The sequence below is a fragment of the Parabacteroides sp. AF27-14 genome (assembly GCF_003635425.1).
GTDB lineage: Bacteria > Bacteroidota > Bacteroidia > Bacteroidales > Tannerellaceae > Parabacteroides > Parabacteroides distasonis.
This window is the reverse complement of record NZ_QTLZ01000008.1, coordinates 16,948-29,955: the sequence shown is the minus strand read 5'-3', so window position 1 is coordinate 29,955 and position 13,008 is coordinate 16,948. Positions and strand designations below refer to the sequence as shown.

At 45.5% G+C, this 13,008-nt stretch carries 9 protein-coding genes and 1 pseudogene; 7 read left to right on the top strand and 3 right to left on the bottom strand.

The annotated features are described in order from the left end of the window. The first annotated feature begins 27 nt into the window (after positions 1–27). The 6 genes and pseudogenes from DWY79_RS10040 to DWY79_RS23370 all read left to right on the top strand — a co-directional run bounded on the left by DWY79_RS10040 (position 28) and on the right by DWY79_RS23370 (position 7,480). The gene (locus DWY79_RS10040) at positions 28–1,314 is read left to right on the top strand and encodes a ComEC/Rec2 family competence protein (RefSeq protein ID WP_122369311.1); all 1,287 of its coding nucleotides are present in this window, start codon (positions 28–30) and stop codon (positions 1,312–1,314) included. Positions 1,315–1,351: 37 nt separating this feature from the next. Further along, positions 1,352–2,401 carry a bifunctional oligoribonuclease/PAP phosphatase NrnA gene (locus DWY79_RS10035; RefSeq protein ID WP_005866290.1) on the top strand — a complete coding sequence of 350 codons (1,050 nt, stop codon included), beginning with the start codon at positions 1,352–1,354 and terminating at the stop codon, positions 2,399–2,401. A gap of 52 nt (positions 2,402–2,453) precedes the next feature. Beyond that, positions 2,454–3,026, top strand: a complete 573-nt coding sequence (locus DWY79_RS10030; RefSeq protein ID WP_005858151.1) for a DUF4827 family protein — start codon at positions 2,454–2,456, stop codon at positions 3,024–3,026. Further along, positions 3,023–4,411: a phosphoglucosamine mutase gene (gene glmM, locus DWY79_RS10025; protein ID WP_005858149.1), complete on the top strand. Its 1,389-nt coding sequence runs from the start codon at positions 3,023–3,025 to the stop codon at positions 4,409–4,411. Before DWY79_RS10030 ends, glmM begins: the two co-directional genes overlap by 4 nt. Positions 4,412–4,524: 113 nt before the next feature. Next, positions 4,525–6,180, top strand: coding sequence for a DUF6377 domain-containing protein (locus tag DWY79_RS10020; RefSeq protein ID WP_122369310.1), 1,656 nt, complete (start codon positions 4,525–4,527; stop codon positions 6,178–6,180). A gap of 149 nt (positions 6,181–6,329) precedes the next feature. Continuing rightward, a pseudogene (locus DWY79_RS23370) lies at positions 6,330–7,480 on the top strand (family 16 glycoside hydrolase). Between the two features lie 343 nt (positions 7,481–7,823). Here the strand turns inward: DWY79_RS23370 and DWY79_RS10010 are convergent. Beyond that, positions 7,824–8,315: an NUDIX domain-containing protein gene (locus DWY79_RS10010; protein WP_122369309.1), complete on the bottom strand. Its 492-nt coding sequence runs from the start codon at positions 8,313–8,315 to the stop codon at positions 7,824–7,826. A 3-nt stretch (positions 8,316–8,318) separates the two neighbouring features. Then, the gene (locus tag DWY79_RS10005) at positions 8,319–10,418 is read right to left on the bottom strand and encodes a DNA topoisomerase 3 (protein WP_122369342.1); all 2,100 of its coding nucleotides are present in this window, start codon (positions 10,416–10,418) and stop codon (positions 8,319–8,321) included. Positions 10,419–10,606: 188 nt separating this feature from the next. Here DWY79_RS10005 and DWY79_RS10000 point away from each other — a divergent pair, with 188 nt between their 5' ends. Continuing rightward, positions 10,607–11,185 (top strand): RNA polymerase sigma-70 factor, encoded by a 579-nt coding sequence (locus DWY79_RS10000; protein WP_057325935.1) that lies wholly within the window; start codon positions 10,607–10,609, stop codon positions 11,183–11,185. A gap of 14 nt (positions 11,186–11,199) precedes the next feature. Here DWY79_RS10000 and DWY79_RS09995 read toward each other — a convergent pair whose 3' ends face one another. Continuing rightward, entirely contained in the window at positions 11,200–13,002 is a 1,803-nt protein-coding gene (locus DWY79_RS09995) for a DUF5107 domain-containing protein (RefSeq protein WP_122369308.1), read from the bottom strand. Between the last annotated feature and the right edge of the window lie 6 nt (positions 13,003–13,008).

Below are 13,008 nucleotides of genomic sequence, written 5' to 3'. Positions count from 1 at the left end.
TTAATATATCACCAAAACCTAACTATCATGATTGAGGAAATACAAAAGCGGCCTTTTGTACGGCCGCTTTTTTTATGGATAACCGGAATTTTATGCTATGCGTTTTTACCTACCTCTTTGCTCTTATATGTTTTAGGGGTTTTATCTGCTCTGATTTTTCTTTTTCTGGGGTTCTCGTGGGGGCGAGGGCATGCTGAGTTGCGATACGATTCCCGTTGGATATGGGGAGCTATAGTCTCTGTTTTGATTGTATGTTTGGCGGTTGAGGTCTGTTGGTATAGTGACTGGCGTATAGCGCTTGTAAATGAGCCTGCTTCTTCTTTAGATTTATTGGCTAGCGAGGCCCAATATTCTTTGGTAAATACATTTGATCGCTTACGCTTGTCTGATGAGGAGAAATCTATTTTGGCTACATTGACATTGGGATATAAGAAAGCGATGAGTCGGGAAACAAAAAGGCGCTTCTCTTTGGCGGGCGTGTCTCATATATTAGCGGTGAGCGGTTTTCATGTTGCCGTGATTTGTGGATTCTTATCTTTCTTTTGCTCGTTTATGCCAAGATGGGGGATAGGACGTTGGGTTCGTTATATCATTCTGGTGGGAAGTCTTTGGGGGTTTGTCTTTATCACAGGATTAGCGCCCTCGGCGGTACGGGCAGCCTTGATGCTATCTTTATATTTAACAGGAAGGGCGCTTAGGCGTGTTACGGATGGATATAATACATTGGCCGCCGCCGCTTTCTGTATGCTGGCCTATAATCCGTATTATCTGTTTGATGTCGGTTTTCAGTTAAGTTATTTGGCTGTGTTTTTTATTTTATTCCTAGTGCCTCGTTTCAAGGAATGGATAGTGGTGAGAAATCCTTTGTTGGCCATGCCTTGGGAATGGATTACGGTGTCTATAGCTGCGCAGATAGGGACTGCTTTGCTCTGTTTTTATTATTTTGGACAATTTTCGACAGTTTTCTTGTTTACGAATCTACCGGTCACTCTCTTGGCTATGTTTTTGATTCCTTTTGCCTTTTTGTGGTTAGGCTATCCGGTGGATTTCTGTGGATATGACTGGATACAGAAGATCGTAGAAGGGCTGGTTCATGGCATGGTAAGGGTGGTGGACGTGTTCAGCGCCCTGCCTTATGCGACGATTACGGGGCGTTTTAGCTTCTTTGAGATGCTAGGAGGTTATGGTTTTCTTGTTTTATGCTTGATATATATGAAGATACGGGAACCAAAAGTTTTGTTGGCCGCCTTAACCCTTTTGTTAATAATATCAGTAAAGATCCTTATTGAACTTTTTTTGATAGCCGGAAACTAAAAAAGTCGTACCTTTGGGGTGAAAACAAAAAGATTATATGATCACTAAAATCATTCAAGAAGAGAAGATTCAGAAAGCCAAAAAATATGTAGAGAAAGGCGAGAGTTTTGTTATCGTGACGCATGTCTCACCAGACGGCGACGCATTAGGTTCATCCCTTGGTTTATATCATTTCCTATCCGCTTACGGTAAGGATAATGTAGCGGTAGTGGTACCGAACGCATTTCCCTCTTTTTATAGATGGATGCCGGGCGCTAAGGATGTCGTGATACATGAGAAATATCCGGATTTCGCCGAGAAATTGATCAAGGAAGCGGATGTTATTTTCTGCCTCGATTTCAATGAACCCAAACGTATCGAGAAACTGGCTCCGGCGGTGATCGCCTCAGAAGGCCGCAAGGTGATGATTGATCATCATTTGAACCCCGCGGATTTTTGTCGTGTGACGATGTCGTATCCGGAGATGTCTTCTACCAGTGAGATGATCTTCCGTTTTATTTGTCGTATGGGGATGTTCGATTTATTGAATCGGGATGCCGCCGCTTGTATCTATACGGGTATGATGACGGATACGGGATCGTTCACCTATAATTCGAATAAACCGGAGATTTATACGATCGTCAGCGAATTGATCAAGAAGGGGATTGATAAGGATTTGATCTATCGTAAGGTGAATCAGGTCTATTCCGAGTGCCGTTTACGTATGATGGGATATGTGTTGTATGAGAAGATGAGGGTCTATCCGGAACAACAGGCGGCTCTTATCACATTATCGAAAGAGGAACTGGATCGTTTTCAGTACCAGACTGGAGATACGGAAGGTTTCGTGAACTTGCCGTTAAGCATAGAGAACGTAAGCTTTAGTGTCTTTATTCGTGAGGACAGCGATTACATAAAGGTATCGCTTCGCTCCGTGGGCGATTTTCCTTGCAATCAGTTTGCTTCTACTTATTTCAACGGAGGTGGACATAAAAATGCGTCCGGAGGTGAGTTCTATGGCTCTTTATCTGAGGCCGTAGCCGTGTTTGAGAAAGGTTTACAGGAATTTAATCCTAATAAATCAGAAGATTTAGGCAAACATGCGTAAGGTTTGACGAAGATTATTTACATTTGCGATTCATTCAATTAAAGACTAACAAATGAAGAAAGGTTTTAATATCCTGTTGATTCTGTGTGCCGCATTAGTTGCTATCTCTTGTAGCAAGACAAAGTCGTACACGGATATGTTGAAAGATGAGAAAAAGGCAATCGAGCGTTTTATCGATGATAAGGGCCTTGAGATCTTAGATGATTTTCCTGCTGATAGCGTATTTAAGGAAAATCAGTTTGTGCTCTTGGATAATGGTGTCTATTTGAATATTATTGATAAGGGAAGCGATCAGAGAGCGGTGCAATATAAGACGAAAATGTTGTACCGTTGTAAGATGAGTTACTTCATGGATTCTACTATTGTCGCTATTGAGAACTATGGCCCGCATAGTAATGGAACTTCTCCTATCGCTTTTACATATGGGGATTATTCGAAGAATTCACCTTATGATCCCTCTTATTATTATGTAAGTGAGGGAATGCAAGAGCCTTTGAAGTATGTTGGAGATCGGGCTAAAGTGAAAATGATAGTGCCTTTCAAAAGAGGAGCCTATAATGATCAATCAAACGGTCAACCTGTATATTACGAAATTCTAGAATATATATTTGAAGAAAACTTATGACACTAATTAAATCTATTTCCGGTATTCGCGGTACAATAGGCGGTAGCCCGGAAGACGGATTGAATCCGTTAGCTATTGTTAAGTTTGTAGCCGCTTATGCTACATTCATCCGAAAAAACACAAAAGTGGAGACCAATAAGATCGTTGTAGGGCGTGACGCACGTATCTCCGGTCCGATGGTTAAACAAGTCGTCCTAGGAACGCTTACCGGTATGGGATTTGATGTGGTGGATATCGATCTGGCCACGACCCCGACTACCGAATTGGCCGTAGCTATGGAAGGGGCTTGCGGAGGTATTATCCTTACCGCCAGTCATAATCCGAAGCAATGGAATGCCTTGAAGCTTTTGAATGAGAAAGGTGAGTTCTTGAATGCCGCTGAGGGGGCTGAGGTATTACGCATAGCTGCCGCCGAGGACTTCGAGTTCGCCGACGTGGATCATTTGGGCAAGGTAATCCCGAATGCGACTTATAAGCAAAAACATATCGAGAGCGTCTTGAATCTGGATCTCGTGGACGTGGAGGCTATTAAGGCCGCTAACTTCCGTGTCGCTATCGATTGCGTGAACTCCGTAGGCGGTATCGTGATCCCGGATTTGTTATATGCGTTGGGTGTGAAGGAAATCTTTAAGCTGCATTGCGCCCCTCATGGAAACTTCTCTCATAATCCGGAACCCATTCCGGAAAACTTGACAGAGATCTCCGATTTGATGGGACATGCGAAAGCGGATGTCGGTTTCGTAGTAGATCCGGACGTAGACCGTTTGGCGATTATCTGCGAGAATGGCGAGATGTTCAACGAGGAATACACCTTGGTCGCTGTCAGTGACTACGTATTAAGTCATACACCGGGTAATACGGTAAGTAACCTGAGCTCAAGCCGTGCGCTTCGCGACGTTACCCGTGCTCATGGCTGCGAATATAATGCCGCCGCTGTAGGCGAGGTAAATGTGGTTACCAAGATGAAGGCTACGAATGCCGTGATCGGTGGTGAGGGCAACGGTGGAGTGATCTATCCGGCCAGCCATTACGGACGCGACGCTTTGGTAGGTATCGCCTTGTTCCTGACTCATCTGGCAAAGAAGAAGATGAAGACGAGCGAGTTGAAGGCTTCTTATCCTCCGTATTTTATCTCCAAGCAAAAAGTCCAGTTAACGCCGGAGATCGACGTGGACGCTATTTTAGCGAAAGTAAAAGAGAAGTTCTCTCAATATGATATTACGGATATCGACGGAGTGAAGATCGATTTCCCGGATAAATGGGTTCATTTGCGTAAGAGCAATACGGAACCGATCATCCGTATCTACTCTGAGGCCCATACGATGGAGGAAGCCGAGGAATTAGGCGGTCAATTAATACAGATCATCAACGAGATGTGTAAATAACACCCTTTCGGGGCGTTTTAAAATATTGGGTTCAGTCTTCAGCCGAGGTAAGCTATTTATGCTCTGTTGATTTGACTGAACCCTTTTCTTTTGGATAATTCTCAGTTCGTGTAATGAATAAACTAATAAAGGTAATCTTATTTCTAATTGTCGGGATGGTTCAGGTCTTCGCATGGGGAGGGCTGAGAGGGGACACGTTGGCCAAGGAGTTGGATGAAGCTGTTTTGAATAGATCTTTTTATCTGCAGCAACGGGAGCAACGGATCACGCAGCTAAAGGACATGTTTCTCTTGAGCAAGATATCGTTGTGGCAGGAATATGAGATCAACCACCAATTATACGAGGAATTCAAGAAAATACAACAAGACTCGGCCATCTATTACATAAAGCGGAATATGGAGATAGCGTCATTTATGAAGGATACGGCACGCATCTATACTTCCCGCTTACGACTGGCTACGCTTTATGCTTTCTCCGGGATGTACCGTGAGTCGGAAAGTCTGTTGCGAAGCATAGACCGTGAATTGCTGTCTAAAGAGCAGAAACAGGATTTCTATGAGGCTTATTATTCGTTTTTCTCTTATTACAGTACGAATCTGGATTCTTTTGAATATAGGAAACAACTTGATTTATACAAGGATTCGTTATTGTCTGTCTTAGATACGGTCTCTTATCGGTATAAGATAAATCTGGCGCAGAAATATCTGGCTCACGGACAGGCGAGGTCTGCGGAGAAGGTGCTCATCCCTTTATTGGAGAAAGAGGAGCGGTATAACCCGAATTTCGCGATGATCACTTATCTGCTGGGAGATGTTTATGATATGGATGGGCGTATCGATCTCGCCCGAGACTATTATACCTTGTCGGTTATCGCCGATATCAAGAGGGCCTTCTTGGATAGTGGTTCTATCCAAAAGCTGGCGTTGAATTATTATGAAAGTGGTGATCTATCCAATGCCCTTAAATATGCGCAGCTAGCTATAGAAGGTGCCGTTACTTGCAATATACAGTTCCGCATGAATGAGATCTCTAAATTCTATCCTATCATTAATGCTTCCTATCAGACACGGGAAGCTCAAGGCAAAAGGCAATTGATGACTTATTTCTTGTTGATCAGCCTATTGACGCTCTTTCTGATCCTTTCTCTTGCCTATGTGTATAGGCAGATGCGGAAGATCTCAGCGATACGAGAAGAGTTGGTTAATACCAATGCCTGTTTGGTAAAGTTGAATGGAGAGATAAGCGAGACGAATAATTTATTGCAAGAGCGAAATATACAGCTATCGGAGTCAAACCATATCAAGGAGGAATACATCGCTCATTTCCTCGATCTCTGCTCCACCTATATTAATAAACTGGAGGATTACCAGAAATCGCTACAGAAAAAGGCGATGAATAAACAGTTGGACGAGTTATTCAAGATGCTCCGTTCGACCCGTATGGTGGAGAATGAGGTGGAAGCGCTTTATGTTAACTTCGATCGAATCTTTCTTGGATTATATCCTACGTTTGTCAGGGACTTCAACGCTTTGTTGCAGCCCGAGGAACGTATCGTCTTGAAATCGGAGGATCTGTTGAATAAGGAACTTCGTATATTCGCCTTGATGCGGTTGGGAGTTACGGACAGCGTAAGGATAGCCGCTTTTCTTCGTTGTTCGTTGAGTACGATCTATAACTACCGGACCAAGGTACGTAATAAGGCGTTAGTGCCTCGTGATGAGTTTGAAGGTTGGGTGATGAGGATCGGGGTTAACCGGAATCCGTTATAATCAATCTACATTTTTTAGGATAGTGATCTTTATTAACTGATTTGTATTTAATAGGATAGCGGATCGTACTGTCTACATTTTTATATCAATCTTCTTTTTGCTTCTTATTCCCGGATACATTTGCGGCATAACTTTTAAAAAGAGATGCCATGAAGATTAAATTAATGATTGCCGCCGTGATCGCCTGTTTGGTGTTCACGGGATTTACGAAAGAGAACGTATCCGATACGGTCGATCACAACGCATGGAAGACATCCGGCGTCGTGGTCATACAAAATGATGTCCTTACGTTGGCCGGTTCCAACGCCCGTGCTTTGTTGAACGATGGCAAAGGCTATACGAACTTCGAGTTAGATATGGCTGTACGTACCACGACCGGTGGCAAAGGTTATATTGGTATCCATACGGACGCTACGGATCGTAAAGGATACCGTATCGCCTTGAACAACGATCGGGAAGATCCGGTTTGGTGGCGGATGACGGGTAGCTTGGTGTCGGTCCGGAACCTGACGAAGAGTTTCGTGAAAGAGAACGAATGGTTCAAGATGAATATCCGGGTAGAAGGACGGCTTGTCCGGGTGCGGATTAATGGTGAGACTGTCGTAGAATATATAGAGCCTTCCAAACCTTTCCGTTTGAAGGAGAACGCTAAAGCATTGTTATCCCAAGGTACTATCTCGCTGGTGGGTACGGGACGTGGAAATCTTCAGTTTAAGAATATCTCGTTAGAGGCGTTTAGCGCGAAAGGAATAGACATTCCCGCTCAATGGGCGAATGCCGTGGATGAGCAGACGGACGTGAGTGGGTAACAACCTTTTCGGAGGCGGCCCGCAACAGCTTTGACTATGTGTTTACCGATGCCATGACGTTTCTGGATCATAAGGGGCGGCGTACGCACCTATGGGTAAACAAGGAAGTGATTATCGATGATGAGCAAGCATATATGGATATGATGTTGGACCGTATCTGTTCTGTCTTGGAAGAGCCGGTCGATATGTACGTGAATTCCTGTTTCCTTCCCGATGCGATGAGTGACCGATATGATATGTTTTGGACAGAAGAGCGTATCGACCGTTTCGTGAATGCCTTGGCAAAAAGTGGAAAGGCTTTGGAGATAAACGAGCTTTATCATATTCCGAATAAAGCGATCATTCAGAAAGCGAAAGCCGCGGGTGTAAAGTTCACGTTCGGTTCCAACAATATCACGCCGGAGGTAGGAACGCTCGATTATTGCATCCGTATGAAAAAGGAATGCGGTTTGACGGCGCAAGATATGTATAAACCACACATTAATATATAAGATTAGTTTTAAGGTCTGAACAAACATTAGATTTAAGGTAGAGGTATTAGTGCTTTAGGCAAAGATTGTTAGGTTTCGAGGTAAGATACATATGGAGTTACAGTTATAATATAATAGGTCGATTACTATAGGACAAAACATCTTATTTACTATATATAAAGATAATCATATATAGTTACATTCCACAAACCACGACGTGAACTGTACAGACCATAGCATGGTTTGTATAATTCACGTCGTGGTCTGTACAGTTCACGCCGTAGTTTGTGGAATGTAACTGTATCTTACGAAGAATAAACAGGCTCTTGAATAACTATTCTAGCTGAAGTGTAGCGTTTTTATCCTATAGGAAAATAGCGGTGAATTCCTTTTCGAAATTCGGGGTGAATGCGCCTTTCCCCAGATTCTCTTTGATCTCCTCGATCGGCCAGAAACGTCCTCCGTCCAGTTCCTCGGGATTGGGGGTGATGGGGCCATCGTAAGTGGTCCGGAAGCTGTTTACCAATTCCTTCTCTATGGAAGACTCGAATATATAACGTTTGATGAAGACAGGCGTGAAATCGGTAATGCCCAATTCCTCACGAACCTCACGGCGCAGGGCCTCTTCCACGCTTTCTCCATAATCAATATGCCCACCTACGGCCGTGTCCCATTTACCCGGTTGTATATCCTTGTTCATGGAACGTTTTTGGAGATATAGATCTCCATCCTTATTAAAGATATGTAAATGGATTACGGGATGCAGCAACTTACTTCCGCTATGACATTCCTTGCGAGTAGCCTTTCCGATCGTCTCACCTTCCTCGTTTACCAGAGGAAACCATTCTGTTCTCATATTTTAAATAGACTTTAATTTACTGATAACCGTACCTAACTCCTCATCCGTTAAATTATTTCCATACGTAGCGTAATCCAAGCGGAATGTACATCCATTCTTGTATTCAGAGCAACCATAAGCGGTTTTGCCCCGGAGGATAGAGCCTTTGTGACAGATGGGGCAAACGGGCTTATCTGTTGATGGAAGCTCCAATTCAGGAGTAGCCTCTGCTTTCTCTTTCTCTTTCTTGGCACGAGGCTTACGAGGTTTCTTTTCCTTTTTCTCCTTGGGTTCGTCTTTGGGAGTTTCTTTAGCTGCTTTAGACGTATCCTCAATCGTAATCGTTCGCCGGGTTTGGTCGGAAAGGACGTTTATGACGACCTCGTTTACCATTTGCTTCAACTCATCAAGGAAAGTACGGGCCTCATAAGTTCCCCGCTCGATCTGGCGAAGCTTCTTCTCCCAAAGACCCGTCAACTCTGCGCTTTTCAGCAGTTCCTCATGGATCGTGCCGATCAATTCCGCGCCGGTAGCGGTGGGATAAAGATTCTTACGTTCCTTTCGTATATAATTACGCTTAAATAAAGTCTCGATGATCGCCGCACGGGTAGAAGGACGGCCGATGCCGTTTTCCTTTAAGGCATCCCGCAGCTCGTCATTATCCACTAATTTACCGGCGGTTTCCATCGCCCGCAATAAAGTAGCTTCTGTATAAGGTTTCGGAGGCTGGGTCCAAGTCTCTTTCAAGATCGGTTTATGCGGGCCGCTTTCTCCTTTCACGAAATCGGGCAATACGCCTTCTTCCTCGGTAGGTTCAGCCTCCGGATCTTTCTGCTCGGCTCCGAATACGACACGCCAACCCGGTTTGAGGATTTGCTTTCCAGTCACCTTGAATTCCACCTTATCCACTTGACCCAAGACCGTAGTGGTCGATATCTCGCAATCCGGATAAAAGGCGGCGATAAAACGACGGGCTACCAAATCGTACACCTTCCGTTCCGTATCCGTAAGATTGCGGGCGGGGACTCCGGTAGGGATGATCGCATGGTGATCGGTAACCTTCGAGTTATCAAACACTTTCTTGCTCTTCGGCAATTTCTGATTCATCAAAGGAGCGGTAAGCTCCGTATAATCCACCAACCCTTTCAAGGTATTGGGAACTTTCGGATAGATATCATCACTAAGGAAAGTCGTGTCTACACGTGGGTAGGTTGTCACCTTCTTCTCGTAGAGCGATTGGATCAACTTTAGCGTATCGTCCGCCGTAAACGCGAATTTCTTATTACATTCCACCTGCAACGAGGTCAAGTCGAATAGGCGGGGGGCGAATTCCTTCCCTTTCTTCTCGGTGATACTGGTAACAGTAAAATCCTGTTCCTTTACCTTCTCCAGAAAAGCCTCGCCTTCCTCTTTCTTCGTGAACTTACCTTTCGTGGCGGAGAAAGTCGTATTCCTGTAAATGGTCTTTAATTCCCAATAGGGTTCCGGCTTGAAATTGTCGATCTCGGCTTGCCGGTTTACGATCAAGGCGAGCGTTGGGGTTTGCACACGGCCGATCGATAATACCTGCCGGTTCTGCCCGTAGCGCAAGGTATAAAGGCGGGTGGCGTTCATCCCCAGCAACCAGTCGCCGATGGCACGGGATAGCCCGGCCTCATATAACTTATTGAATTCCGTCTGTTCTTTGAGTTTTTGGAAACCTTCCCGGATCGCCTCCTCCGTAAGCGAGGAGATCCAAAGGCGGTAGACCGGGCATTTACAACCTGCCTTTTGCATGACCCAGCGTTGGATCAGCTCTCCCTCTTGGCCGGCATCACCGCAGTTAATGACCATCTCGGCATTTCGCATTAGGCTCTCGATTACCTTGAATTGTTGCTCATACGTAGGATTCTCGATTAGTTTGATACCGAACCGGGGAGGGATCATAGGTAGTGACCCCAGACTCCAGCGTTTCCAGTTCTCCGCGTATTCATGCGGTTCTTTCAGGGTACACAAATGCCCGAATGTCCAAGTTACCTGATATCCGTTTCCTTCGATATACCCATTCATTCGTTGGGTTGCCCCTAATACTTCCGCGATTTCCCGGGCCACACTCGGCTTTTCGGCGATACAAACTTTCATCAATACATCATCCTTTCTTAAATGAACAGACAAAAATACATGATTATTTCCGAATGAGCAAAGATGTTTGTTATCGTGAGTTTATAAAGCTGTATGATGGAGTTGCTGATTTTGGTTCAATTTGTTTTTACCTTTGGGAATTTTGCATACATTTGAACCTATGTAATCGAAGTGGGAGAATAAGTCGAATGGCAGACATTGATTCAGAGAAAGAAAGAAGGCTTGTGGCGGACTTGCTAGAAGGGGACGAGTCGGCCTTTTGTGAATTATATGCCCTGTATAAGGATCGCTTGATGTGGTTTTCCTTGAAATTCCTTAAATCCCGGGATATGGCGGAAGATGTTTTTCAGGATGCTTTCGCCTCTATTTGGCAAAATCGCCGTTTCTTGAACCCGAATGTACCTTTTGGCCCGTATGTGTATACGATCGTGAAAAATCGGATCTTAAACCTGTTGGCGGGACTGGATCGTGAGTTGGAGCTGAGGGATAAGATACGGTCCGCCTCATTGGATAGCACGAACGAGACGGAGGACTCGGTATTGGATACGGATTTAAACGCATTGTTGGATAAGGCGCTTGAAACGTTGAGCCCACAACAAAAAAGGGTTTTTGATATGAGCCGTAAAGATATGAAATCCCATAAGGAGATAGCCGACAGTTTGGGTATCTCGGTATATACGGTACAACAACATATCTCTACGGCCTTGAAAGTGATCCGGGCGTTTCTGGCTAAATATGCGGAGACTTATATGAAGCTACTGCTCTAAAAACACACCTCCCTTTATTCATATTCCCGATAGGCACCGAACCGGGCTAAGCGATCCTCGCCGAGTTGTTCCGGTACAGGTTGCGGGGAGAGGCCCAAGCCTTCGTTGATCTGTTCCCAAAGTCCCGTACGGGTGTAAGTTTGATGCACTTTCTGGAAATGGGTGGATAGTAATAAATCCTTGGCTTCTTGATATTGCTTCTTATCAATCAGTAGCTGTACCTTTCGCTCGACCACCCATTCATCAGAGGACGCGTTTATCTTATCCAACCATTTTTCCCGTTCCGGTAAAGCCTCTGTTCCAAACTTCTTTAATACTTTATCCCGCTCGATAACCAACTGGGGATGTAGGTTCAACCACGAGGTCTCGGGGATAGCGGCGTAAGTATCTCTCGCCTTTTCCCACGCCTGCCGACGAACATATAGCCTTGCCAATAAAGCTTTCGCCAGATCGATATCCGGGATGGATAGTTGTTCGATCGCCTCCTCTACACGTTCTCTTCCAGCCAACCAAGTCCCATAGTGGAATTGCCAATAATCCCGTTCCGGCCGGGGAGATATTTGGATCGCCCAACGAAAAGCATCGTCCAGATCTTCCATGCCGGATGGAGCCCACTGCCCGTCTTCCGGATAGGGGGCGGCGGGAAGCATGGACTTATTCTTATAGGCATCGGCTAAGGCGATCCAGATGGAAGATTCATTCTTCCGGGCCCAGTCGAATAGCGGGATGCGATCGATCGGGCGAAGCCTTAATGCCGGAACCTTTAAGGAATAGATATCCAAAGGATGATCTGTCGGTATCCAATATTCTACGTGATTCTTTTTCTCGCCGGGACGCAATTCGAGCTTGATGGACTGGTCGCTGATCGGGCCACCTTGGATTTCTACGTAAGGCTGCCGGTCGGGGGTACTGAGCATGGACCATTCCTTGTCGCCGGCTACGCCATAACTCCATAATTTGATACCGGGCGTACTGGATTCGTCGGCGATATGATAGAGCCCGCTACCCAAGGAGGGAGTGTAGGCCCCGAAAGCATTCACGTCTTTCGTTTTCCAGAAGTAGCCGGTCATCTCTTTGATATCCCGTTCATGATGGGTTCCTTCGGTTTTCCAGTCGATCGTGTCCAACGTGGAGGCATGGGATAATACGGTCCCGTTCGGGAAATCGTATTCGGTATCCGGTGCGCAAGGAAGGGCGGCGTTGGACCATGACATCCATGGATAGGCTTGCTTTCCCGGGTTGTAGTAAACAACCCTTTGGGTAAGGCATTCGTCCTTATCTCCTAAGGAATATTCTACAGACCATTGCATACCGTAATGAGATTCCCGTTCTCCGCATGTTACATATGTGCGGTCTCCCGTATGATCGATCTGATAAAGCACCGGCTCATTTTGCGTGGGAGAGTGGGAGATCGGGAAACTGACCTCGATCCCCCCGGCCACGAAATAGAAACGGGGTAATATCCGTGTGTATTTGATTACGTCTGGCCTGTACAAGACCTCCTTGCCGCTCTCCTTGTGAGTGAGGGATATTACTTTCCCGCAAAGATCGGGGCAGATGATAGCCTTGACTTTCTCGTTCTCTAGCGAGATCATCCGGTACCTAAAAGGTACCGGACGATTTGAGGTCTCGCTATAACTCATATAGGGGTATACGCCATTCGGGTCCAAGGCGGTCGGTAGCGGGCCGGTGGGCGTCAATACGTGCGTCAGTTGTATCTGGTCGAACTCCTCGCAAACAACACCTGTTGTCTGCGAGAAGGCCGGCCCTGCGGCTACGCTTGCCATGAATGATAGGATTAAACGATATGCTTTCATGTCTTT

Coding starts and splice junctions, on each gene's coding strand:
- DWY79_RS10010 (WP_122369309.1), bottom strand. CDS start 8,315: ATGAGAACAGAATGGTTTCCTCTGGTAAACGAGGAAGGTGAGACGATC.
- glmM (WP_005858149.1), top strand. CDS start 3,023: ATGACACTAATTAAATCTATTTCCGGTATTCGCGGTACAATAGGCGGT.
- DWY79_RS10030 (WP_005858151.1), top strand. CDS start 2,454: ATGAAGAAAGGTTTTAATATCCTGTTGATTCTGTGTGCCGCATTAGTT.
- DWY79_RS10020 (WP_122369310.1), top strand. CDS start 4,525: ATGAATAAACTAATAAAGGTAATCTTATTTCTAATTGTCGGGATGGTT.
- DWY79_RS10040 (WP_122369311.1), top strand. CDS start 28: ATGATTGAGGAAATACAAAAGCGGCCTTTTGTACGGCCGCTTTTTTTA.
- DWY79_RS10005 (WP_122369342.1), bottom strand. CDS start 10,418: ATGAAAGTTTGTATCGCCGAAAAGCCGAGTGTGGCCCGGGAAATCGCG.
- DWY79_RS10000 (WP_057325935.1), top strand. CDS start 10,607: ATGGCAGACATTGATTCAGAGAAAGAAAGAAGGCTTGTGGCGGACTTG.
- DWY79_RS09995 (WP_122369308.1), bottom strand. CDS start 13,002: ATGAAAGCATATCGTTTAATCCTATCATTCATGGCAAGCGTAGCCGCA.
- DWY79_RS10035 (WP_005866290.1), top strand. CDS start 1,352: ATGATCACTAAAATCATTCAAGAAGAGAAGATTCAGAAAGCCAAAAAA.